General features: G+C 57.9%; 22 protein-coding genes and 1 other RNA gene. 17 read left to right on the forward strand and 6 right to left on the reverse strand.

Annotated features, from left to right (window positions below):
• Positions 1-169 precede the first annotated feature (169 nt).
• The 4 genes from hupB (at position 170) to ACWKX3_RS10795 (ending at position 3556) form a co-directional block, all read left to right on the forward strand.
• Complete coding sequence (gene hupB, locus ACWKX3_RS10780; RefSeq protein ID WP_002444653.1) at positions 170-442, forward strand: nucleoid-associated protein HU-beta; 273 nt, start codon at positions 170-172, stop codon at positions 440-442.
• 212 nt (positions 443-654) lie between these two features.
• On the forward strand, positions 655-2529 hold the full coding sequence (gene ppiD, locus ACWKX3_RS10785) for a peptidylprolyl isomerase (protein ID WP_101738152.1): 1875 nt from the start codon (positions 655-657) through the stop codon (positions 2527-2529).
• A 148-nt stretch (positions 2530-2677) separates the two neighbouring features.
• The gene (locus ACWKX3_RS10790; RefSeq protein ID WP_337284708.1) at positions 2678-3058 is read left to right on the forward strand and encodes a helix-hairpin-helix domain-containing protein; all 381 of its coding nucleotides are present in this window, start codon (positions 2678-2680) and stop codon (positions 3056-3058) included.
• A gap of 99 nt (positions 3059-3157) precedes the next feature.
• Entirely contained in the window at positions 3158-3556 is a 399-nt protein-coding gene (locus tag ACWKX3_RS10795) for a YbgC/FadM family acyl-CoA thioesterase (protein ID WP_236347274.1), read from the forward strand.
• 62 nt (positions 3557-3618) lie between these two features.
• Here ACWKX3_RS10795 and queC read toward each other — a convergent pair whose 3' ends face one another.
• Positions 3619-4314, reverse strand: coding sequence for a 7-cyano-7-deazaguanine synthase QueC (gene queC, locus ACWKX3_RS10800; protein ID WP_058609290.1), 696 nt, complete (start codon positions 4312-4314; stop codon positions 3619-3621).
• Positions 4315-4380: 66 nt separating this feature from the next.
• Complete coding sequence (locus ACWKX3_RS10805) at positions 4381-6081, reverse strand: SgrR family transcriptional regulator (RefSeq protein ID WP_454541727.1); 1701 nt, start codon at positions 6079-6081, stop codon at positions 4381-4383.
• A gap of 101 nt (positions 6082-6182) precedes the next feature.
• On the opposite strand from ACWKX3_RS10805, the gene cof reads away from it, so the two are divergent.
• Positions 6183-7001 carry an HMP-PP phosphatase gene (gene cof / locus ACWKX3_RS10810; protein ID WP_088207840.1) on the forward strand — a complete coding sequence of 273 codons (819 nt, stop codon included), beginning with the start codon at positions 6183-6185 and terminating at the stop codon, positions 6999-7001.
• Between the two features lie 41 nt (positions 7002-7042).
• On the opposite strand, the gene ACWKX3_RS10815 is transcribed toward cof, so the two are convergent.
• Positions 7043-8089 carry a PLP-dependent cysteine synthase family protein gene (locus ACWKX3_RS10815; protein WP_088207839.1) on the reverse strand — a complete coding sequence of 349 codons (1047 nt, stop codon included), beginning with the start codon at positions 8087-8089 and terminating at the stop codon, positions 7043-7045.
• Positions 8090-8204: 115 nt separating this feature from the next.
• Between ACWKX3_RS10815 and ACWKX3_RS10820 the strand changes: the two genes are divergently transcribed.
• From ACWKX3_RS10820 to amtB, 5 genes are all read left to right on the forward strand, one after another.
• Entirely contained in the window at positions 8205-8663 is a 459-nt protein-coding gene (locus ACWKX3_RS10820; protein ID WP_006176918.1) for an Lrp/AsnC family transcriptional regulator, read from the forward strand.
• Positions 8664-8693: 30 nt separating this feature from the next.
• The gene (locus ACWKX3_RS10825; protein ID WP_101738146.1) at positions 8694-10466 is read left to right on the forward strand and encodes a SmdA family multidrug ABC transporter permease/ATP-binding protein; all 1773 of its coding nucleotides are present in this window, start codon (positions 8694-8696) and stop codon (positions 10464-10466) included.
• Positions 10459-12240 carry a SmdB family multidrug efflux ABC transporter permease/ATP-binding protein gene (locus ACWKX3_RS10830; RefSeq protein ID WP_006176920.1) on the forward strand — a complete coding sequence of 594 codons (1782 nt, stop codon included), beginning with the start codon at positions 10459-10461 and terminating at the stop codon, positions 12238-12240. Before ACWKX3_RS10825 ends, ACWKX3_RS10830 begins: the two co-directional genes overlap by 8 nt.
• A 221-nt stretch (positions 12241-12461) precedes the next feature.
• Complete coding sequence (gene glnK, locus ACWKX3_RS10835) at positions 12462-12800, forward strand: P-II family nitrogen regulator (protein WP_006176921.1); 339 nt, start codon at positions 12462-12464, stop codon at positions 12798-12800.
• 34 nt (positions 12801-12834) lie between these two features.
• Complete coding sequence (amtB, locus tag ACWKX3_RS10840) at positions 12835-14121, forward strand: ammonium transporter AmtB (protein ID WP_042320831.1); 1287 nt, start codon at positions 12835-12837, stop codon at positions 14119-14121.
• A 95-nt stretch (positions 14122-14216) separates the two neighbouring features.
• Here the strand turns inward: amtB and tesB are convergent, their stop codons facing one another.
• On the reverse strand, positions 14217-15077 hold the full coding sequence (tesB, locus tag ACWKX3_RS10845) for an acyl-CoA thioesterase II (RefSeq protein WP_454541728.1): 861 nt from the start codon (positions 15075-15077) through the stop codon (positions 14217-14219).
• Between the two features lie 205 nt (positions 15078-15282).
• On the opposite strand from tesB, the gene ACWKX3_RS10850 reads away from it, so the two are divergent.
• Positions 15283-15813, forward strand: coding sequence for a YbaY family lipoprotein (locus ACWKX3_RS10850; protein ID WP_058609284.1), 531 nt, complete (start codon positions 15283-15285; stop codon positions 15811-15813).
• A gap of 33 nt (positions 15814-15846) precedes the next feature.
• Here ACWKX3_RS10850 and ACWKX3_RS10855 read toward each other — a convergent pair whose 3' ends face one another.
• Positions 15847-16158: an MGMT family protein gene (locus ACWKX3_RS10855; protein WP_006176925.1), complete on the reverse strand. Its 312-nt coding sequence runs from the start codon at positions 16156-16158 to the stop codon at positions 15847-15849.
• Positions 16159-16337: 179 nt separating this feature from the next.
• On the opposite strand from ACWKX3_RS10855, the gene ffs reads away from it, so the two are divergent.
• The 3 genes from ffs to ACWKX3_RS10870 all read left to right on the forward strand — a co-directional run bounded on the left by ffs (position 16338) and on the right by ACWKX3_RS10870 (position 17175).
• An RNA gene (ffs, locus tag ACWKX3_RS10860) (signal recognition particle sRNA small type) lies at positions 16338-16434 on the forward strand.
• A 277-nt stretch (positions 16435-16711) separates the two neighbouring features.
• Positions 16712-16963 carry a hypothetical protein gene (locus ACWKX3_RS10865; RefSeq protein WP_006176926.1) on the forward strand — a complete coding sequence of 84 codons (252 nt, stop codon included), beginning with the start codon at positions 16712-16714 and terminating at the stop codon, positions 16961-16963.
• Positions 16960-17175 carry a hypothetical protein gene (locus ACWKX3_RS10870; protein ID WP_006176927.1) on the forward strand — a complete coding sequence of 72 codons (216 nt, stop codon included), beginning with the start codon at positions 16960-16962 and terminating at the stop codon, positions 17173-17175. The genes ACWKX3_RS10865 and ACWKX3_RS10870 overlap by 4 nt, the downstream gene beginning before the upstream one ends.
• 72 nt (positions 17176-17247) lie before the next feature.
• Here the strand turns inward: ACWKX3_RS10870 and yczR are convergent, their stop codons facing one another.
• On the reverse strand, positions 17248-18669 hold the full coding sequence (yczR, locus tag ACWKX3_RS10875; protein WP_448891006.1) for a MocR-like transcription factor YczR: 1422 nt from the start codon (positions 18667-18669) through the stop codon (positions 17248-17250).
• Positions 18670-18756: 87 nt separating this feature from the next.
• Here yczR and yczE point away from each other — a divergent pair, with 87 nt between their 5' ends.
• The 3 genes from yczE to ACWKX3_RS10890 all read left to right on the forward strand — a co-directional run bounded on the left by yczE (position 18757) and on the right by ACWKX3_RS10890 (position 23703).
• Positions 18757-19359: a membrane protein YczE gene (gene yczE / locus ACWKX3_RS10880; RefSeq protein WP_454541729.1), complete on the forward strand. Its 603-nt coding sequence runs from the start codon at positions 18757-18759 to the stop codon at positions 19357-19359.
• Between the two features lie 77 nt (positions 19360-19436).
• Positions 19437-20507 carry a LacI family DNA-binding transcriptional regulator gene (locus ACWKX3_RS10885; protein ID WP_454541730.1) on the forward strand — a complete coding sequence of 357 codons (1071 nt, stop codon included), beginning with the start codon at positions 19437-19439 and terminating at the stop codon, positions 20505-20507.
• Between the two features lie 103 nt (positions 20508-20610).
• Positions 20611-23703: a beta-galactosidase gene (locus ACWKX3_RS10890; protein WP_454541731.1), complete on the forward strand. Its 3093-nt coding sequence runs from the start codon at positions 20611-20613 to the stop codon at positions 23701-23703.
• The last annotated feature ends 13 nt before the right edge of the window (positions 23704-23716 follow it).

Genomic DNA, 23716 nt, shown 5'->3' on the forward strand with positions numbered 1-23716 from the left:
GTCATTTCGTACTTGCCAGCCTTTTTTTGTATAGCTAATTTAGATTGCTGATCGGGCCAGCCATCAACAACGGGTGTTGTAAGGTCATGGCAGGCCTGATATAACTGCTGCGCGGTCGCGTTGTGAAGGATTCAGGCGCGATATAAATTATAAAGAGAGGAAGAGAACAGTGAATAAATCTCAACTGATTGACAAAATTGCTGCTGGTGCTGATATTTCTAAAGCTGCAGCTGGACGTGCGTTAGATGCTTTAATTGCTTCTGTTACTGAATCTCTGCAGGCTGGGGACGACGTTGCACTGGTTGGTTTCGGTACTTTTGCTGTTAAAGAGCGTGCTGCCCGTACTGGCCGCAACCCTCAAACCGGTAAAGAGATCACTATTGCTGCCGCTAAAGTGCCGGGCTTCCGTGCAGGTAAAGCGCTGAAAGACGCAGTAAACTGATTGCTTTCCCGCTTAAGGGAAGCCGAAAAGTATAAGGGCGCATCATTCGATGTGCCTTTTTTGTTTGTCCAGGCCTGATTTGTGCGAGTTTATGCGAGTTGTGGGCTGACAATCGCACTGGTTTCTTGTCACAATACGCCTTTACGCGCAGCGGTCAGGATTTTCCGTTAGCGTCAGGTAACCAGTCACATACAGCGGAGTGTTGTTACACCATGATGGACAGCTTACGCACGGCTGCTAACAGTCTCGTGCTCAAGATTATATTCGGTATCATTATCGTGTCGTTCATATTGACCGGCGTGAGTAGCTACCTCATCGGCGGTGGCGCCAACTATGCCGCAAAAGTGAATGGCCAGGAAATTAGCCGTGGGCAGTTTGAGAATGCTTTCGCCGGTGAACGTAACCGTATGCAGCAACAGCTGGGCGATCAATTCTCTGAACTGGCTGCAAACGAAGGCTACATGAATAACCTGCGCCAGCAGACGCTGAACCGTCTTATCGATGAAGCACTGCTTGACCAGTATGCCAAAAATCTGGGACTGGGGATCAGCGACGAGCAGGTTAAAAAAGCGATCTTCGCGACGCAGGCATTCCAGTCTAACGGTAAATTTGATAACGCCCGTTATAACAGCATCGTTAATCAGATGGGGATGACGGCAGACCAGTACGCGCAGGCGCTGCGTAACCAACTGACCACCCAGCAGCTCATCAATGCCGTTGTGGGCACGGATTTCATGCTCAAAGGTGAAACGGACGAACTGGCTGCGCTGGTGGCGCAACAACGCGTTGTGCGTGAAGCGACTATCGACGTCAACGCCCTGGCTGCGAAGCAGCAGGTGAGCGACGCCGAAGTGAACGCCTGGTACGAGCAGAACAAGAATTCCTTCGTTGCGCCTGAGCAGTTCCGCGTAAGCTACATCAAGCTGGATGCTGCCGCTCTGCAGGGGAATGCCTCAGATGCGGACATTCAGTCTTACTACGACCAGCACCAGGATCAGTTCACCCAGCCGCAGCGTAACCGCTACAGCGTGATCCAGACCAAAACCGAAGCCGATGCCAAAGCCGTTCTCGACGAACTGAACAAAGGTGCCGATTTCGCGACGCTGGCGAAAGCTAAATCCACCGACATCATCTCTGCCAAAAATGGTGGCGATATGGGCTGGCTGGAAGCGGCAACGACCCCGGACGAACTGAAAAACGCCGGTCTGAAAGACAAAGGCCAGCTGTCTGGCGTGATTAAATCCTCCGTTGGTTTCCTCGTGGCGCGTCTGGACGATGTTCAGGCCGCTAAAACCAAGCCGCTGGCTGAGGTACGCGATGAGATCGCGGCGAAAGTGAAGCAGGAAAAAGCGCTGGATGCCTTCTACGCCCTGCAGCAGAAAGTGAGCGATGCCGCGAGCAACGACAACGAATCTCTGGCGGGTGCAGAGCAGGCCGCAGGTGTGAAAGCCGTTGAGACGGGCTGGTTCGGCCACGACAACCTGCCGGAAGAGCTGAACTTCAAGCCGGTTTCTGATGCCATCTTCAACGGTGGTCTGGTGGGCGAAAACGGTGCGCCGGGTAGCAACTCAGACATCATTACCGTCGACGGTGACCGTGCCTTCGTGCTGCGCGTGACCGATCATAAAGCTGAAGCGGTGAAACCGCTGGCTGAGGTGAAAGACCAGGTGATTGCCCAGGTTAAACACAGCAAAGCCGAGCAGCAGGCGAAGCTGGACGCTGAAAAACTGCTGGCCGCTCTGAAAGCGGGCAAAGGTGATGAGGCGCTGAAAGCGGCGGGTCTGAGCTTCGGTGAAGCGAAAACGCTGAGCCGTACCGGTCAGGACCCTGTCAGCCAGGCGGCGTTCAGCCTGAGCCAGCCAGCGAAAGGCAAGCCAGGCTACGGCACTGCAACCGATATGCAGGGTAACGTGGTTCTGCTGGCGCTGGATGAAGTGAAAGCGGGAACGCTGCCGGACGCACAGAAAAAAGCGATGGTTCAGGGTATCACCCAGAACAACGCTCAGATCACGTTTGAAGCGATGATGAGCAACCTGCGTAAAGAAGCCAAAATTAAGCTCGGCGACGTCATCACGCAGCAGCAATAATTACGTCGCTGCTCGCAGATTTTCGTAACGCTCTGCAAAACCTAAAGGCCGCTTTCGCGGCCTTTTCCATTTCTGTTATCTGCTGTTTGTGCCTGTTTTCCCTTGTCGCTATCGTGATGTGGCTGTCAACAAACAAGGAGAAAACAGCATGAAACGTGGAATCAAAGCACTGCTTATTACCCTGGCTATTGCCACCACTGGGATGAGCGCAGGCGCGCTGGCGTCAACGCCCGCAGCTAAAACGCAGGCCGCCCAGAGCAAATCTGATTCAACCGCACAGGCGCAGGGGCAAATGAAAGCCACTGACGCGGGTAAAAGCGCGGAGGATGACGGCACGCGAGTGAGCATCAATTCGGCATCGGCAGAGGATCTTGCCCGCGCGATGAACGGCGTCGGCCTGAAAAAAGCCCAGGCGATCGTCAGCTACCGGGAAGAGTACGGTCCATTTAAAACGCTCGACGATCTGAAACAGGTCCCGGGCATGGGGAGCTCGCTGGTTGAGCGCAACCTCTCACACCTGACGTTGTAATCACACAATAACTTGCACGGCGGCAAAAATTTGCCAGGATAAAGAGGTCATACCAGTTATGACCTCTGAACCTATAACTACAGTAAAGGCTTTTGCGCTATGCAGACAAAAATCAAAGTACGCGGTTTCCATCTTGATGTGTACCAGCACGTCAATAACGCTCGCTATCTCGAATTTCTGGAAGAGGCTCGCTGGGATGGCCTGGAAAACAGCGACAGTTTTCAGTGGCTGACCGCACACAACATCGCGTTTGTGGTCGTCAATATTAATATCAACTACCGACGTCCGGCCGTGCTGGGCGATGTCCTGACCGTGACCAGTCAGGTCCAGCAGCTTAACGGAAAAAGTGGTGTACTAAGCCAGGTGGTGACGCTGGATCCAGAAGGGCAGGTGGTAGCGGATGCCCTGATCACCTTTGTGTGCATCGATCTCAAAACGCAAAAAGCGCTGCCGCTGGAAGGGGAGTTACGTGACAAGCTGGAATTGATGATCGTGTAAGGTGAGATAGATATCACCGTGCTGTCGGCGCTAACGTGGCGGCAGCACGGTGAAATGCCCGGTTATTTCAGGCCGGTCTTTTGCTTCATGGCGGCCATCACGCCGGGTTTATCGGCCAGGTAGTGGTTCAGGCCATTAGCACGCAGGTTACAGGCCGCACACTGGCCGCATCCGTCGCCTTTGATGCCGTTGTAGCAGGTCAGGGTTTCGCTGCGCACCAGGTCCAGTTTGCCCCAGTAGTCTGCCAGCGCCCAGGTTTCGGCTTTGTCGAGCCACATCAGCGGCGTTTCGAAGCGCGTCTCTTTCGCCATGCCAAGGTTTACCGCGTGGTTCAATGCTTTGACGAACTCATCGCGGCAATCCGGATAGCCCGAAAAGTCGGTTTCACACACGCCGGTGATCACCGCTTCGGCTTTAACCTGGTATGCATAGATCGCGGTTAAGGTCAGAAAGAGGATATTACGGCCCGGCACAAAGGTGTTCGGGATGCCGCTGGCGTCGGGTTCGTAATCAGGTACCGGAATACTGTCACGGGTGAGGCTGCTCACGGCCAGTTCGTTTAACAGGTTAACGTCCAGCACCTTGTGCGCACGTGCGCCCAGTTTCAAGGCCAGTTCGCGCGCAACGTCGATTTCTGCGCGATGGCGTTGACCATAATCGAAAGTGACACAGTGAACTTCATCGTACTGATGAAGGGCCTGAATCAGGCAGGTAGTGGAATCTTGTCCTCCGCTGAACACGACGACGGCACGTTTCATAAATCATCTCGACAGTTACGGTAAAAACGTTATGTTACCGCCTGGCTCTGGCGGCGACCAGCCCCTTCACGATTTGAGAGCCGGAAGCCAGGCTTCGGTGAAGTCAAACCAGCCCCGGGTATTCAAACGTATCCCGTTGACGCCCGGCGGGGCGCTGATCCGGTACTGATAGTTAAACAGCGGCGTCAGCACCGCATTTTCCATCAGCTGGCTGAATATCGCTTTAAGCCCGGCGTGCCGTGCCTGCTCATCCACCTGCGTTTGCACCGCGTCCAGCGTCGCCTGCAGGTGCGAATACTGCGGCGCGCTTAACAGATGCGGCCACAGCGGGTCGCAGCGTAACCACTGTTCGAGCGTATATTCCGGCGCTTCGCCAATCAAACGATCGCCCATCATGATGTCGGCCTGCGCCAGGGCCGGGCATCCATCCCAGTTTTTGGCGTCATGAAAAATCAGGGTCAGCTCACAGCCTTGCCGGGAAAGATACGCTTTCAACTGGTTCGCCATGGTGTGTAGCTCAACGGGAAGATGGTAAACCAGCGTCAGCGTTTGCGGCAGCGGCACGTCGGTGAGGTCCGGCCACTCGGGAATGTGCCACCCGGGAAGCAACTCCTCTGTAGGGGTGATTAACCCCTCGTCCAGCGGAAGGGTGTGCAGGAGCGTGGAAAGGTGGATGATGTTGACCAGCCGTTTCGCCTGGCGTTCGCTGAGACGGCCGCCCTGTTTAAGCGTGAGATAGCAAAAGCCGAGGCTGGTGCTGTTACTCACCAGCCGCAGGCTGGCCAGCTCGTCCGGCTCGCCAATGGCGATTTGAACCGGGTGACGGCAGCTTGTTCCCAGCCCGGAATCGAAAAGCTGCGGGGTGATCCAGAACTCGATCGCTTTCAGCAGCGGGTGGCTCAAGTGGTACTGCTCATGGCTTTCAAGACGGACCAGCTCCGCATCATACAAGGTAAGCCTGAACGGACCGCAGCCCGTCATCGGCTGGTCAGGGTGCGCAAGCCGGCTGCAGTAGGTTGCCAGCCGGTGCGCCAGCCAGTAATCCGGGCGATGCAGCATAAACGTCAGGCACTGAGGATGCGTCACTTCAACGCGCAAAACGCTCTGAAACAGCTTTTGCAGGGCGGGCATGGCCAGCAGCCCCAGCAGGCTTTGCTGCAACTGGGCGGTGTCGACTTTATCGCCGTTGTGCCAGTGTAGCGTGGAGCGGATATAAAAATGCCAGCGCAGCCCGTCGGGAGAGACCTCCCAGTGGTGCGCCAGATCGCCCGCCGGTTCATTGCTGCTGTCGTGAAAGCGGGTTAATCCACAAAAGACCTGGCTTGCCAGATGCTGCTCCGCCCGGCCGGGCAAAAAGCCGGGCGTTAGCGGGTCCAGTGAGCGGTAGTAGGGGATGCGCAACACGGGCGTATCGTTCTGCCAAAGGCCACCCATAAACGGATGCAGCAGGGCGCGCAAATCCTCAGGCGCAAGCTGCGCCAGTTCGAGCGCATTATGCTGCTGCCCGCTTTTCAGCGCCTCTTCCATCATCGTATTACGCAGGGACTCCGGGGTGACGTGGAACGTCAGTTCACCGCGCTTGCCGCGGCCGGACTGCGCACGCCACCTTAGCCAGCCCGCCTCCTGCGCCTGGCGCAGCAGCGTACGCACGTGCCGCTCGCTGCAAAAACAGCGGCCAGCAAGCTCGTTGACGGTGACCTGCTGTGGCGCACCACCGGAGGGCTGCCACAGGCGTTGATACTGATTGAGACGGTTAAGCAGGCGCATACGAAACCCGGAACAATAATTATCATCTATTCACTATTACTTCCGTATATCTCACGCAATACTGATGCACAAGTTAATTGCATCTTTTTTCAGGAGTACTCATGGCTCGGCTCGCAGCATTCGATATGGACGGCACCTTGTTAATGCCGGATCACCGTTTAGGGGAAATCACCCTGAACACGCTGAAGCGTCTGCACGAGCGTGATATCACTCTGACATTTGCCACCGGTCGTCATGTGCTGGAGATGCGCCATCTGATGGGCGCGTTTTCCCTGGACGCGTTTTTGATAACCGGTAACGGGACGCGGATCCACTCCGTCGAAGGCGATGTGCTGCACCGTCAGGATCTCAACCCGGAAGTGGCGGACATTGTGCTGCACAGTACCTGGGATACCCAGGCCAGCGTACATGTCTTCAATGATAACGGCTGGTTTACCGGACAGGCGATCCCCGATCTGCTGCACGCTCACGTTTATAGCGGGTTCAGCTATCAGATCGTCGATCTGCGCCGCCTCCCCGCGCATGCGGTGACCAAGATCTGTTTCTGCGGCGATCACGACGATCTCCGCCGCCTGCGCGTGCAGCTTAACGAAGCGTTAGGGAACCGCGCGCATTTGACCTTCTCGGCGGTGGACTGTCTGGAAGTGCTGCCGGTGGGCTGTAACAAAGGTTCGGCCCTGGCGGTGCTGAGCGACCACCTGGGCTTAACGATGCAGGATTGTATGGCGTTCGGCGACGCCATGAACGACCGCGAGATGCTGGGCAGCGTCGGTCGCGGTGTGATTATGGGGAACGCGATGCCGCAGCTGATTGCTGAGCTACCTCATCTGCCGGTTATCGGACACTGCCGTAACGAAGCCGTGTCCCATTTTTTGACTCATTGGCTGGACAACAACAACCTCCCGTATTCCCCCGAATAGTGAGACCCTTCCAGCAAGCCAGACTACGGTCTGGCTTTTTTTTATTTCAGCATCCCGGCAATTTGCGCTTTCCATGGCGCAATGTCACCGATATTGGCCTGCACCCACCCGGTGTTGTAATAGGTATCCAGATAGCGCTCACCGCTGTCGCACAGCAGCGTCACGATAGAGCCTGTTTTCCCGGCCTCGCGCATGCGCACCGCCAGCTGTAGCGCGCCCCACATGTTGGTCCCGGTGGAGGCACCGACCTTACGGCCAAGCTGTGTCTCCAGCCAGTGGGCCGTCGCCACGCTGGCCGCATCCGGTACGCGGAGCATCTCGTCCACCACGTCAGGAATAAACGACGGCTCTACGCGCGGGCGACCAATCCCCTCAATTTTGCTCCCCACCGGGCTGCGCAGCCCGGCATCACGGCTCTGCCAGTAGTCGAGGAACACCGAGTTTTGCGGGTCAACCACCATCAGCTGCGTATCGTAGCCCTGACAGCGGATATAGCGTCCGATTGTCGCCGAGGTGCCGCCGGTGCCTGCGCTCATCACAACCCAGGAGGGTACCGGATGAGGCTCGTGGGCCATCTGGCGGAAAATACTGTCGGCAATATTGTTATTGCCCCGCCAGTCGGTCGCACGCTCGGCAAAGGTGAACTGATCCATGTAATGGCCGTTCAGCTCGCGGGCCAGCATCTCCGATGCGGCGTAGATTTCGCAGGCGCTTTCCACAAAGTGGCAGCGACCGCCGTAAAATTCGATCTGCTCGATTTTGCGTTTGGCGGTGCATGAGGGCATCACGGCGATAAACGGCAGGCCAAGCAGGCGGGCAAAATAGGCCTCTGAAACCGCCGTTGAACCGGATGAGGATTCAATGATGGTGGTGCCTTCTTTAATCCAGCCGTTACATAACCCGTATAAAAATAGCGAACGCGCCAGGCGGTGCTTCAGGCTACCGGTAGGATGGGTGCTTTCATCTTTCAGATAGAGCTGAATGCCCGCAAAGCCGGGCAGCGAAAGGCGGATCAGATGGGTATCAGCCGAACGCTGGTAGTCGGCATTGATTTCGCTGATGGCATGTTTAACCCAGTTGCTATTCATCGTATTTATCCGTTTGTCATTTTGTGCCCAGCATAGCGAAAAGCACAGAAAAAATTGTTGCTATCTGGCCTTTAAAATAGAATGTAAGGAGAAAAATTTTCTCTGTGAGGTGGGTATGCTAGATAAAATTGACCGCAAGCTGCTTTGCCTGCTGCAAAACGACTGCACCCTCTCTTTGCAGGCGCTGGCAGATGCCGTTAATCTGACCACCACACCCTGCTGGAAGCGCCTGAAAAAGCTGGAAGATGACGGCGTCCTGCTGGGACGCGTGGCGCTACTGGATCCCGAAAAACTGGGGCTGGGGCTGACCGCCTTTGTCCTGATAAAAACGCAGCATCACAGTAGTGAATGGTATTGCCGTTTCGTTAACCAGGTTTCAGATATGCCTGAGGTGCTCGGTTTCTGGCGCATGGCCGGTGAGTACGATTACCTTATGCGCGTTCAGGTGGCCGACATGAAACGTTATGACGACTTCTACAAGCGGCTGGTCAACAGCGTGCCGGGCTTGTCGGACGTCACCTCCAGCTTCGCGATGGAACAGATTAAATACACCACAGCGTTACCTATTGAATAACTTCATACAATACCTTCAGGAACAAACCGCGTGCGATTATTTGCCCAATTGAGCTGGTACTTTCGTCGGGAGTGGCAACGCTACCTCGGTGCAGTCTGCCTGCTTATTATTATTGCCATTCTGCAATTGCTCCCGCCGAAAGTGGTGGGATACGTCGTGGACGGCGTGACCGAGCAGCATTACACCGCCGCACGGGTGATGATGTGGGTGGGGACGCTGGTGCTGACCGCGGTTATTGTCTACCTGCTGCGCTACGTGTGGCGCGTGCTGCTGTTCGGGGCGTCCTATCAGCTGGCCGTTGAGCTGCGCGAAGATTTTTACCGCCAACTGAGCCGCCAGCATCCTGAATTTTACCTGCGCCATCGCACCGGCGATCTGATTGCCCGCGCGACCAACGACGTCGACCGCGTGGTCTTCGCCGCCGGGGAAGGGGTGTTGACCCTGGTCGATTCCCTGGTGATGGGCTGCGCGGTTCTGATCGTCATGTCGACCCAGATAAGCTGGCAGCTCACCCTGCTTGCGCTACTGCCGATGCCGCTGATGGCGCTCGCCATCAACCGCTACGGCGAAAAGCTGCATGAGCGCTTCAAGCTGGCGCAGGCGGCGTTTTCCTCCCTGAACGACCGCACGCAGGAGAGCATGACCAGCATCAGGATGATCAAAGCCTTTGGTCTGGAAGACCGTCAGTCAGCCCTGTTTGCCGCCGATGCCGCCGATACCGGGGCGAAAAACATGCGCGTGGCGCGGATTGACGCCCGGTTTGATCCCACAATTTATATCGCGATCGGCATGGCGAACCTGCTGGCCATTGGCGGCGGCAGCTGGATGGTGGTGCAGGGAACGATGACCCTCGGGCAACTCACCAGCTTTGCCATGTATCTGGGGCTGATGATCTGGCCGATGCTGGCTCTGGCATGGATGTTTAACATCGTGGAGCGTGGCAGCGCGGCCTATAGCCGTATCCGCGCCATGCTGGCTGAAGCGCCGGTCGTCAATGACGGCAGCGAAGCGGTTCCGCAGGGGCGTGGCATCGTGCAGGCGGACATCCGCGAGTTTCGCTATCCGCAGACGGAACATCCGGTGCTTGAGAACGTCACCTTTACGCTTGAGCCGGGTCAGATGCTGGGGATTTGCGGCCCGACCGGGTCCGGCAAAAGCACGCTTCTGTCGCTGCTCCAGCGCCATTTCGATGTGACAAAGGGGGACATTCGTTTCCACTCTCTTCCGCTGAGTAACCTGCTGCTGGACGAGTGGCGCAGTCGCCTGGCGGTGGTCAGCCAGACGCCGTTTTTATTCTCTGACACCATCGCCAATAACATCGCCCTCGGCTGCCCTTCGGCGACGCAGGAAGACATTGAGCATGTGGCGCGCTTAGCCAGCGTTCACGAGGATATTCTGCGCCTGCCGCAGGGTTACGAAACGGAAGTGGGCGAGCGTGGCGTTATGCTGTCTGGCGGGCAAAAACAACGTATCTCCATTGCCCGCGCGCTGCTCCTGAACGCGGAGATCCTGATCCTTGATGATGCTCTCTCCGCCGTTGATGGCCGAACCGAACATCAGATCCTGCACAACCTGCGCGAGTGGGGGGAAGGACGCACGGTGATCATCAGCGCGCACCGTTTGTCGGCGCTGACGGAGGCCAGTGAAATTCTGGTGCTGCAGCACGGGCACATTGCTCAGCGCGGGCAGCACGAGCAGCTGGTTGAATCGCCCGGCTGGTATCGCGATATGTACCGCTATCAGCAGCTTGAGGCGGCGCTGGACGATGCGCCGGAACCGGAAAAGGAGGCGTCTGATGCGTAAATTTACCGCCCAGTGGCCGACGCTAAAACGCCTGCTGGCCTACGGTTCGCCGTGGCGAAAACCGCTGTCCATTGCCGTGGGGCTGTTGTGGATTGCGGCCATTGCCGAAGTGAGCGGTCCGCTACTCATCAGCTACTTCATCGATAATATGGTGGCGAAACGCGACCTGCCGCTGGGGCTGGTGGCGGGACTGGGCGTGGCCTATATCGGGCTTCAGTTAACGGCGGCCGGGCTGCACTATGCCCAGTCGCTGCTGTTTAACCGCGCGGCCGTTGGCGTCGTGCAGCAGCTGCGTACGGATGTTATGGACGCGGCGCTGCGCCAGCCGCTAAGCGAATTTGATACCCAGCCGGTCGGGCAGGTGATCTCGCGCGTGACTAACGATACCGAGGTGATCCGCGATCTTTACGTCACCGTGGTCGCAACCGTCTTGCGAAGCGCGGCGCTGATTGGCGCGATGCTGGTGGCGATGTTTAGCCTCGACTGGCGGATGGCGCTGGTGGCGATAACCATCTTCCCGGCCGTCCTGACGGTGATGGTTATCTACCAGCGTTACAGCACGCCTATTGTTCGCCGGGTGCGCGCCTATCTGGCGGACATCAACGATGGCTTTAACGAAGTGATCAACGGCATGAGCGTTATTCAGCAGTTCCGCCAGCAGGCGCGCTTTGGCGAGCGGATGGGGGAAGCCAGCCGTTCGCACTATATGGCGAGAATGCAGACGCTGCGCCTCGACGGTTTTCTGTTACGCCCGCTGCTGAGCCTATTCTCGGCGCTGGTGCTGTGTGGTCTGCTGATGCTGTTTGGCCTGACAACCCAGGGGACCATTGAGGTTGGGGTGCTGTACGCCTTTATCAGCTACCTTGGCCGCCTCAACGAACCGCTGATTGAGCTGACCACGCAGCAGTCGATGCTCCAGCAGGCGGTCGTCGCCGGGGAACGCGTTTTTGAACTGATGGACAGACCGCGTCAGACCTACGGTGATGATGACCGCCCGCTGCAAAGCGGCAGCATTGCCTTTGATAACGTCTCCTTTGCCTATCGCGATGACCGGCTGGTGCTGCAGGACATCACCCTGGATATCCCGTCGCGCGGCTTTGTGGCCTTAGTGGGGCATACCGGCAGCGGCAAAAGCACGCTTGCCAGCCTGCTGATGGGCTACTACCCCTTAACGCAGGGAGAAATTCGTCTCGACGGGCGTCCTCTCGCATCATTAAGTCACAACACGCTGCGTAAGGGCGTCGCAATGGTGCAGCAGGATCCGGTCGTGCTGGCCGATACCTTCTTCGCCAACGTGACGCTCGGCCGGCCCTTTACTCAGGAACAGGTCTGGGACGTGCTGGAAAAGGTGCAGCTGGCAGACCTGGCGCGGGGGTTTAGCGACGGGATCAACACCAAACTGGGCGAGCAGGGCAACAATCTGTCCGTTGGGCAAAAGCAGCTTCTGGCGCTGGCGCGGGTGTTAATCGACACGCCGCAGGTGCTGATTCTGGATGAAGCCACGGCGAGCATTGATTCCGGCACCGAACAGGCGATCCAGCAGGCGCTGGCGGCCGTACGCGATCGTACGACGCTGGTGGCGATCGCCCACCGTCTTTCAACGATTGTGGATGCTGACATTATTCTGGTGCTGCACCGTGGACAGGTTGTGGAGCGCGGCACGCACAGAGAGCTGCTCGAAGCGAAAGGGCGCTACTGGCAGATGTATCAGCTGCAGCTGGCCGGTGAAGAGCTGGCCGCCAGCACCCGTGAGGAAGCGTCCCTGAACGCCTGATGCACCATAATCAGGCATTGCGCCGACGGGCATATCCGTTGGTGCAAAAATGAAACGCACCGTGCACTGCCATGGTGCGTTTTTTTTCACCTGTTAAATGACAATCCCCGTCCTGCGTTCACCGCGCCGCTTTTTTCTCGCTTTTTCAATTCTGGCATACCGCTTGCAATAGCCTCTTCGTGCAGCTACGGCCAATACCGAATTCTGACTGGAGGGGATTTATGAAGCTCGTTACGGTGATTATTAAACCATTCAAACTTGAGGACGTGCGTGAAGCCCTGTCTTCCATGGGTATTCAGGGGCTGACGGTCACCGAAGTGAAAGGCTTTGGGCGTCAGAAAGGGCATGCCGAGCTTTATCGCGGCGCGGAGTACAGCGTTAACTTCCTGCCAAAAGTGAAGATTGATGTCGCAATCGCAGACGATCAGCTTGATGAAGTGATTGATATTATTAGCAAAGCTGCCTATACCGGCAAAATTGGCGACGGCAAAATTTTTGTTGCTGAACTGGAGCGCGTCATTCGCATCCGTACCGGCGAAAACGACGAAGCGGCTCTTTAATTAACGCCTGCATACAGTGATAGGGATCGAGAAAATGAAGATAGCAACGATTAAAACGGGTCTGGGGTCGCTGGCGCTGCTGCCGGGCCTCGCCATGGCTGCCCCTGCTGTGGCAGACAAAGCGGATAATGCCTTTATGATGATCTGCACCGCGCTGGTGCTGTTCATGACTATCCCGGGCATTGCGCTGTTTTACGGCGGCCTGATCCGCGGCAAAAACGTCCTCTCTATGCTGACGCAGGTGGCCGTGACGTTCGCGCTGGTCTGCGTGCTGTGGGTAGTGTACGGCTACTCGCTGGCCTTCGGGGAAGGCAACGCCTTCTTTGGTAACTTCAACTGGGCGATGCTGAAAAATATCGAGCTGACCGCCTTAATGGGCAGCTTCTACCAGTATATTCACGTCGCTTTCCAGGGATCGTTCGCCTGTATCACCGTCGGGCTGATTGTCGGCGCGCTGGCCGAGCGCATTCGTTTCTCGGCGGTGCTGATTTTTGTGGTGGTCTGGCTGACGCTCTCCTACGTGCCAATTGCGCACATGGTCTGGGGCGGCGGTCTGCTGGCCTCCCACGGCGCGCTGGACTTTGCGGGCGGTACCGTTGTGCACATTAACGCTGCGGTGGCGGGCCTGGTCGGCGCATACCTGATCGGCAAACGTGTGGGCTTTGGCAAAGAAGCATTCAAGCCGCATAACCTGCCGATGGTGTTTACCGGTACGGCAATTCTCTATTTTGGCTGGTTCGGCTTCAACGCCGGTTCAGCAAGTGCGGCTAACGAAATCGCGGCGCTGGCCTTTGTGAACACCGTGGTGGCTACCGCGGGCGCAATCCTCTCCTGGGTGTTTGGTGAGTGGGCGGTGCGCGGTAAACCTTCCCTGCTGGGTGCCTGTTCAGGTGCGATTGCCGGTCTGGTTGGTATTACCCCGGCCTGTGGGTACGTGGGCGTTGGCGGCGCGCTGCTGATCGGCATCGTGGCGGGTCTGGCCGGTCTTTGGGGCGTCACGGCCCTGAAGCGCGTACTGCGCGTGGACGATCCTTGCGACGTGTTTGGTGTGCACGGCGTCTGCGGCATTATCGGCTGTATCATGACGGGTATCTTCGCCTCAACGTCGCTCGGTGGCGTGGGCTACGCGGAAGGCGTGACCATGATGCATCAGGTGCTGGTCCAGCTGGAAAGTATTGCCATCACCGTGGTGTGGTCTGGCGTAGTGGCCTTTATCGGCTACAAGCTGGCGGACATGACCGTGGGCCTGCGCGTACCGGAAGAGCAGGAGCGCGAAGGGCTGGACGTCAACAGCCACGGCGAGAACGCCTATAACGCGTAACCAGAGTCCATTGCCTGGTGGCGCTGCGCTTACCGGGCCTGTGATTGTGCTTTTGTAGGCCGGGTCAGGCGAAGCCGCCACCCGGCTTTTTTACGTCAACCGCGATTACGCATTACCCCTTCCTGCACCGTTGAGGCCACCAGCACGCCATCCTGGGTATAGAACTCGCCCCGCACAAACCCGCGGGCGCTGGATGCCGACGTACTCTCCACGCTGTAAAGCAGCCAGTCGTTCATGTCGAACGGACGATGGAACCACATGGAGTGGTCAATGGTTGCTACCTGCATCCCTTTTTCCAGGAAGCCAACACCGTGCGGCTGCAACGCGACTGGCAGGAAATTAAAATCAGAGGCATAGCCCAGCAAATACTGATGCACGCGGAAATCTTCCGGCACACTGCCGTTGGCGCGGATCCATACCTGGCGTTTTGGCTCGGCGACGTGGCCCTTCATCGGGTTATGGAATTCGACGGGGCGGATCTCGAGCGGCTTATCGCAGAGAAACTTCTCTTTCGCCTGAGGCGGCAGCAGGTGCGCCAGCGAGCGGGCGATGTCCGTCTCAGATTTCAAATCATCCGGTGCAGGCGCTGGCGGCATGGTCTTCTGATGCTCGTAGCCCGGTTCGGGTGCCTGGAATGAGGCGGTCATGTAGAAGATCGGCTTGCCGTGCTGGATCGCCGCCACGCGGCGGGCGCTAAAACTGTTGCCATCACGCAGGACTTCAACATCATAAACAATGGGTTTTGCGCTATCGCCCGGGCGCAGGAAGTAGCTGTGAAAGGAGTGCACCAGACGGTCCGTCGGGACGGTTTCCTTTGCGGCGTACAGCGCCTGGCCAACCACTTGCCCCCCGAAGACCTGGCGTAAACCTAAATCTTCGCTCTGACCGCAATAGAGCCCTTCCTCAATTTTTTCCAGGTTCAGTAACGTCAGCAAATTGTTCAGTGCTTGACTCATAATTGTCCTCAATATAACGCCGTGGCGAAAGATACGCTGAGTATAACGCAGAAATCTAAGTGGTCCGATGGGTAGATTAGTCTGAATATCTGGTCAAAATTAGGCATTAATCAGTGATTTGTGCCACACTTAAAAACGTTATGTGAATGTAAACGACATCGGATGGGATCGATCCCGCTGGTGCATTGATGATAAGGAGACTTCAATGAAACTCGTGCCTATGCTAAGTGGTATTGCGATGGCGGTTGCGCTGTCAGCCTGTGCCGATAAGAGCGCCGATGTAGCCGTTCCAACCGCTACCCCGGGTGGAGTAAGTACACTTTCGCAGCAAACCATTAAGCAGCCGAATGTTTCTGGTACGGTATGGATCCGTCAGAAAGTGGCTTTACCGCCTGATGCCGTCCTGACGGTTACGCTTTCCGACGCGTCTATGGCCGATGCCCCGTCTAAGGTGCTGGCGCAGCGTGCGGTACGTACCGAGGGTAAACAGGCGCCGTTCAGCTTCGTGCTGCCGTTTAACCCGTCAGAGGTTCAGCCTAACGCGCGTATCCTTCTGAGTGCTGCGGTGACGATCAACGATAAGCTGGTCTTTATCACCGATACGGTTCAGGAAGTGATCAACAAAGGCGGCACCAAAGCCGACCTGACGCTGGTGCCTGTCCAGCAGACCGCCGTGCCGGTCGCGCCGCAGGCAAATCAGCCCGCGATGCCAACAAACCCTCCGACTCAGCTTTAATCGGCCGTTCGCCCTCTCTTTCGGGAGAGGGCGCTAATAGCGCCAGCGATATTTCTGTATATCAATCTGCCCTTTTCCTGACACCTGTACCCCTTCTGCGAGCAGCGCCTGACGCTGACGCTGTAAATCCGGCCCCGTTAGCGAGATGGCGCCGTGGCGGTTCACTACCCGGTGCCACGGAAGCGTGCTGCCTTCCGGCAGGCGTTTAAGCACGCCGCCTACCTGTCGCGCCGCACGCGGTGATCCCGCCAGCCTGGCGACATCGCCATAGGTGGTGACAAACCCCTCCGGGATGGAGGCCACAATCTGCCACACGCGCTGCGGGAAAGAGTCGTGTTCGTCCATTACTGCTCCTGTCGGAATTGCGATTCTGGCGTTCAGAGGCCTGAAAAGGAGATAATACCTGATATTAAAGGGAAGTTTGCGCAATAAACCACCATCCAGTTGCGGGCGGCTTGCAATTAGGGTGCTGCATGGGGATAATGCGCCAGCGCGTTGGTTATCAACGCTCTCAATGGGGGCTCTGTTGGTTCTCCCGCAACGCTACTCTGTTCACCAGGTCAGGTCCGGAAGGAAGCAGCCAGGGCAGACGACGTGTGTGCCGGGATGTAGCTGGCAGGGCCCCCACCCATTTCTGCTCTCCAGACATTCTCACTCTTTCCTCCCTGTCGCGTTGACCCTGGAAACGAAATTAATCCCCACAATTATTAAGTCTATATTTCTCCGTGTAATATATCTTTCATTCTCCTGAAATAATATTGTCATAAACCTGTAATAATAGACTGGCATTTTATTATCGGGTGTCTTTTTTCTGTCATAAGCAAAAAATATATATCTGGATAAGACTTACAACTTCGTGTATTAAATAAATAACTTATTGCGAAGGGATGTAACCATTATGGCTACTGCGGTATTAAACGTTAAAATTGATGAAGCGCTAAAAGAAAGACTTCGCCACTATGCCGAAGTGAATAATGAGAACCTGAGCGTGACCACAGAGAAACTGCTACTGCTGGCATTCGAAGCGGTAGAAGAGGCGGGAGTATCGGAAGAGGATATTGATAATCAGCATACGGAAGAAGAGAGCGTTTCTCCTTTTACTCCTAAAGAAATCAAAGCTCTACGTAAACTTCTGAAGAAGAGAAAATGAAACAACAACCGTCGACTGCCAGTGACTACAAAGAGGCCTGCGATCTGTTGCGTTCAGGCTATGTAAAACATGTTCGTCTTGGCTGGAATGTGGAAAGTGATGAGTTCTTTCGTATTGCGTCTGACTGGTGCGACACCGGCGCAAAAATAAAGAAAGAAGGTGAAAGTTTCGTTATTTCACTGAAAGGTTTCCCTATTCCTCCTCAGCACTAAATCCTGACCTGTGAAAACTGCTGACTGTTGCATGACAGTCAGCAGTTTTTATTATCCGCTTCGCTTAATCAATTATACCGGGCTTTGCTTCACGGGCGGCGTGGTGCCGTTTAGCGCCAGCCACAGCGGCTTAATTCTCAGCAGCGCCTGCTCAAGCTCCGCCGAATCGAGTGAAAAGGGCATACGAAGATAGCGGTCGAAGGCCCCTGAAAGCCCGAATCGCGTACCTGTTCCCAGATTAATGCCCAGCGCCTCCGCCCGGGCGGCAAGCTGTGTTGCCAGCATACCGGGCAACTCAACCCAGTAGGAAAGCCCGCCCTCCGCTTCGTTGAAGGTCCACTGCGGAAAATGATCACGCAACAGCTCGCCGCAGCGGTCGCGGCGTTTCGCCAGCATGGCCCGGCGTGCGGGCAGAAAAGTCTCGCTGTTTTCGATAAGCCACACCGTGGCCAGCTGTTCCAGCAGGGGAGAGCCCAAATCCAGCGTGTCGCGGGTCTGAACGAGGGTGGCAATTGTTCGCGACGACGCGCGGATCCACCCGAGCCGCAATCCTCCCCAGAAACTTTTTCCTGCCGAACCGAGCGTAATGACCGTGGCCTCGGGGTTGAACGCGGCCAGCGGCGGTGGCGGCGGGGCATCGAACCACAGATCGACCATCGTTTCGTCCACCACCAGCGGAGTGCGGGTTTTGGCGGCAATATCGGCTATCGCCTGGCGCGTTACGTTATCCATGCAGCGTCCGGTCGGGTTATGGAAGTCCGGCATCAGGTACGCCAGACGCGGCGCGGTTTGCGCAAGCGTGGCGGCAAAACCGTCGGTGTCCCAGCCGGTTTCAGGCAGCGAGACGCCGACCGGCCTGCACAGCGCGCCCTGAATGGCGGCTATTGCCAGCGGGTACGTCGGATGGTCCACCACCACGCGGTCGCCGGGGCCGGTCATCATGCGCAATACCAGGGCAAAGCCGCTAACCGCACCGTTGACCACCATCACCTCATCCGCGCGGGTGGGTAGCCCCCGCGCGGTGTAACGTGCCGCGATAGCTTCGCGCAGGGCAGGTAACCCCAGCTGATCGTATCCGGTTAAGGTCAGGTGCTGGGCGATGGCCGTCAGCGCATGGGTGTAGGCCTGGTGAAGTTCAGGCCCGGCGCTGAGGGCGGCCGTTGACAGATCGAGCGCGACGCTTGCGGTGGAAAGCGTCGGAACGGCGCGGGTGTCCGGCAGGATCGCGCGCGAGCCGCTGCCGTGGCGGCTTTCCAGGTAGCCTTCTTCCCGCAGATGCGCCAGCGCGCTGCTGATGGTTGTCCGGCTGACGTTAAGCGAGGTCGCCAGTTCGCGCTCCCCCGGCAGACGCGTATTGAGCGCCAGCCTGCCGTCAAGAATGAGCAGACGTAACGCATCAGCCAGCTGTCGCCAGAGCGGGGTGCGTGAGGAGGGTTGCTGCCAGTGGCCTAACAGGCGCACTAAAGACTGGCTGCCGAAGCGGCGTGATGACATATGCAGTCCACTATTTGAAAACTGGACATTAATCATAGTGCCATTTTCCGCCATGATGAACGCCTGATTCATTGTAGAGAGTAAATAATGGTACGTCGTCTGGTTCAACTTTATATCGGGCTGGGGCTGTATGGCCTGTCGACCGCGATGTTTATCCGTTCGGATCTGGGTGTCGATCCGTGGGATGTGTTTCACCTCGGGGTCGCGCTTCAGCTGGGAATGACCATCGGTACGGTGATTATCCTGACCGGGGCGGCGGTCTTGCTGCTGTGGATCCCGCTTCGCCAGCTTCCCGGGCTTGGGACGATCAGCAACGTGATCTGTATTGGCCTGGCGGCGGATGCTTCAATGGCGCTGATCCCGGAACTGACCTCGCTGCCGATCCGTATCGCCCTGCTGGTGTCTGGCATCGTGGTGAATGCCCTTGCAACCGGGATGTATATCGGCGCGGGCTTTGGCGCAGGCCCGCGTGACGGGCTGATGACCGGTATGCATGCGCGGTTTGGCTGGTCAATCCGGGTGGTGCGCACGGTGATTGAAGTCTCGGTGCTGGTGATTGGCATCGCGCTGGGCGGAACCTTTGGCATCGGCACGGTGCTATATGCATTGTCCATTGGCCCGCTCATTCAGCTCTGTATGCCGTGGTTTCGCCAGAAGCCGCGAGTGGGTAAGCCTGCGCGGGTGGTGTAATAATGCGAAGCGCTCATAGGTATTCATAAGGCCGATGTGCCAGAATAGCGGCATCTATTTTAACGGTGTCAGAGTGCATGAAAGCGATCACCCTTTATGACGTAGCCCGCCTTGCGGGGGTTTCTTATCAGACGGTGTCCCGCGTCATTAACGAGGCAGAGCATGTCTCTGCCCGGACGCGGGAAAAGGTCCTGCGGGCCATGGCGGAGCTGCATTACGTCCCGAACCGTGGGGCGCAGCAACTGGCCGGAAAGCGCACCCGCACGCTGGGGCTGATAACCACCGACCTTGCCCTCCACGCCCCGTCACAAATTGCCTCGGCGGTAAAAACCCGCGCGGGCGAGCAGGGGGCGAGCGTACTGATTTCGATGGTTGAACGCCCTGAGCAGTGTCAGGGCGCCCTGCAGGAGTTGCTGGCGCAGCGCGTGGATGCGCTGCTGGTCAACGTTCCGCTCGACGATCCGTACGCGGAACGGTTGCAGTCGATAGCCTCGCCTGTGCCGATTCTGTTCCTTGATGTTGCCCCTTCTGCAGAGGTTAACAGTCTGGTCTTTGATGCCGGGCAGGGGGCGCGACTCGGGGCTGAGCATCTTCTCGCCCTCGGACACCGGCGGATTGCGCTGCTCAGCGGGCCCAACGATGCCGTCTCGGCGAAGGCGCGTCTCGCGGGCTGGCGCGACGTGCTGGCGCAGGCGGATCTTCAGCCTGCTGGCGAAGCCTGCGGCGACTGGAGTGCTGCTTCGGGATACGAAAAAGGCCATCAGCTGTTATCGGGCGCGGAATTGCCCGAGGCCATCCTTGTGGCAAACGATCAGATGGCGCTGGGCGTGATACGCGCCTGCACAGAAAAGGGGGTTGCCGTCCCCGGGCAGGTCGCGATCGTGGGGTTTGATGACACGGCCGACAGCGCCTGGTTCACGCCCCCGCTCACCACCATACGTCAGGCCTTCCGCGAGGCGGGCGAGCAAAGCGTGGAGTGGCTGCTGGCCCCGACGCAGGGCGAAACGCGCTGGCAGAAGCAGCTTCCCGTCACCCTGATTATCCGACAGTCCAGCGCCCCGCGCGCGCCTTTGCAGGCTGAACGTGAAGATCTGGCCCGGCAGCTAAGAAGCCTGGCCGTGCTGGCCGAGAAAATCGCGCGCGGGTAGATCTTTTGTGATCTGGCCCGCTTCCTTGCCGTCAGGTGCTTTACCCCCGCATGTTGCCAGGGCATGTTGACTAAAATTGTGAGCGCTTCGCAACGAGGTTATTATGTCCAATATACAGCCGCTGACCCTCAGCGCACTTCTGGCGCGTCGGGACTGGGAAAATCCCGGCGTTACGCAGTGGAATCGTCTGGCGGCCCATGCGCCGCTTCATAGCTGGCGCGATGAGCGGTGCGCCAGAGAGGACGAACATTCGCCGGGCAGGCGGTCACTGAACGGCGAATGGCGGTTTGCACTGTTTCCGGCCCCTGAGCAGGTTCCCGAGGCGTGGGTGACGGACGAACTGCCTGATGCCGTCGCGATGCCCGTGCCGTCTAACTGGCAGATGCAGGGGTTCGATACGCCCATCTACACCAACGTCACTTACCCTATCGCCGTCAATCCGCCCTTTGTTCCGGCTGAAAACCCTACGGGTTGTTACTCGCTCACATTTACTCCGGATGACGCCTGGCTGGAAAGCGGTCAAACCCGCATCATCTTCGATGGCGTGAATTCGGCTTTTCATCTGTGGTGCAACGGGGAGTGGATCGGCTACTCACAGGACAGCCGCCTGCCGGCCGAGTTTGATCTCTCCACCGCGCTGCGTCCCGGGGAAAACCGCCTGGCGGTGATGGTGTTACGCTGGTGCGACGGGAGCTATCTCGAAGACCAGGATATGTGGCGCATGAGCGGTATCTTCCGCGACGTGACGCTGCTGCATAAGCCCGGGACGCAGATTGCCGATTATACCGTGGCGACCGATCTGAACGCCGAGTGTGACCGCGCGGTGCTGAAGGTTGACGTCGCATTGGCCGGTGCCCGCTATGCGGATTGCAGCGTGGCGTTAACGCTGTGGCGCCACGGCGAACCGTGCGCCAGCGCCTGCAAGCGTCCTGGCTCCGCTATTGTGGATGAACGTGGCCGCTGGGATGAGCGGCTGACGGTGTCGATGCCTGTCGATGCTCCCGCCCTCTGGAGCGCGGAAACCCCCGAGCTGTATCGTCTGACGCTTGCGCTCCAGGATAGTGAGGGCAAGGTGCTGGAGGTGGAGGCCTGCGATGTCGGCTTTCGTCGGGTTGAAATCAGCAACGGTCTGCTGAAGCTAAACGGCAAACCGCTGTTGATCCGCGGCGTGAACCGCCATGAACACCACCCTGAACGAGGGCAGGTGATGGATGAAGCCACAATGCGCCGCGACATTGAATTGATGAAGCAGCACAATTTTAATGCCGTACGCTGCTCGCACTACCCGAACCATCCGCTGTGGTACTCCCTGTGCGATCGCTATGGGCTGTACGTGGTCGACGAGGCCAATATCGAAACGCACGGCATGGTGCCGATGAGCCGCCTCGCTGACGATCCGCGCTGGCTTCCCGCCATGAGCGAGCGCGTGACCCGCATGGTGCAGCGCGATCGCAACCACCCGTCGATCATCATCTGGTCATTGGGCAATGAGTCCGGGCATGGGGCCAACCACGATGCGCTGTATCGCTGGATCAAAACCACCGATCCGACGCGTCCGGTGCAGTATGAAGGCGGCGGGGCAAACACGACGGCGACGGATATTGTGTGCCCGATGTACGCCCGCGTTGATTGCGATCAGCCGTTCCCGGCGGTTCCTAAGTGGTCGATTAAGAAATGGATCGGTATGCCGGATGAAACGCGTCCGCTGATCCTCTGCGAATACGCCCATGCGATGGGCAACAGCTTCGGTGGCTTCGCCAAATACTGGCAGGCGTTTCGCGACCATCCGCGCCTGCAGGGCGGGTTTGTCTGGGACTGGGTTGACCAGGCGCTGACCAAAAAAGACGAAAACGGTAACGCGTTCTGGGCCTACGGCGGCGATTTCGGCGATAAGCCAAACGACCGGCAGTTTTGCCTGAACGGGCTGGTTTTTCCGGATCGTACTCCGCATCCGGCGCTGTATGAGGCCCAGCGCGCCCAGCAATTCTTCACGTTCAGGCTGGCGAGCACCTCCCCGCTGGTGGTTGAGGTGCAAAGTGATTATCTGTTCCGCGACACCGATAATGAGCATCTGAGGTGGTCCATTGCGCGTGATGGCGAGGTGCTGGCCTCCGGCGAGATAGCGCTGTGCATCGCGCCGCAGGGCACGCAGCGTCTGGCGCTCGACCAGCCTGCGCTAGCCGCGTCGCCGGGCGAGGTCTGGCTTAACGTTGAGATTGTCCAGCCGCGGGCGACGCCATGGTCACGGGAAAACCATCGCTGCGCCTGGGATCAGTGGCCGCTTGCGGCTCCGCTGTACATCCCGCCGTCAAAACCCAAAGGCAGTGCGCCGGTTCTGGTGACGCGCGATGATCGACTTGAAATTACGCACCGGCATCAGCAGTGGCTGTTTGATCGCGTCTCAGGGCACCTGTCCGGGTGGCGGAACCGTGGCGCGGAAACGCTGCTCACGCCGCTGACGGATAACTTTACGCGTGCCCCGCTGGATAACGATATCGGCGTCAGCGAAGCCACGCGCATCGATCCGAATGCCTGGGTCGAGCGCTGGAAGGCGGCGGGAATGTACGATGTTACCCCGCGCCTGCTGCACTGCGAGGCGGAACAACGGGCTGGCGAGGCGGTCGTTACCACGCGTCATGTCTGGGAGCATCGCGGCAAGGCGTTATTCCTGAGTCACAAGGTCTGGCGGATTGATGATGAAGGCATCCTGCACGGCGAGGTCCAGGTGCAGGTTGCGGCGGATATTCCCGAGCCGGCGCGGATTGGCCTGAGCATTCAGCTTGCGCAGACGCCTGAAACCGTACAGTGGCTGGGGTCAGGACCGCTGGAAAACTACCCGGACCGTAAGCTGGCGGCACAGCAGGGGCGCTGGACGTTACCGCTGCACGCCATGCAGACGCCGTACATCTTCCCGACGGAAAACGGCCTGCGCTGCGACACGCGCGAACTGGATTTCGGCGCGCACGCGCTGCGGGGGCGTTTCCACTTCTCCGTCAGCCGTCATAGCCAGAAGCAGCTTCGTGAGACAACGCACCAGCATTTGCTGCGCGATGAGCCGGGCTGCTGGCTGAGTCTCGATGCTTTCCATATGGGCGTGGGGGGCGATGATTCGTGGAGCCCGAGCGTGTCACCGGAATTTATCCTGCAACACCGCCAGCTGCGCTATAGCTTTAGCTGGCAACAACGCGACCGTTAACCTGCACGACGCG

This window comes from Enterobacter sp. UPMP2052 (genome assembly GCF_053709675.1).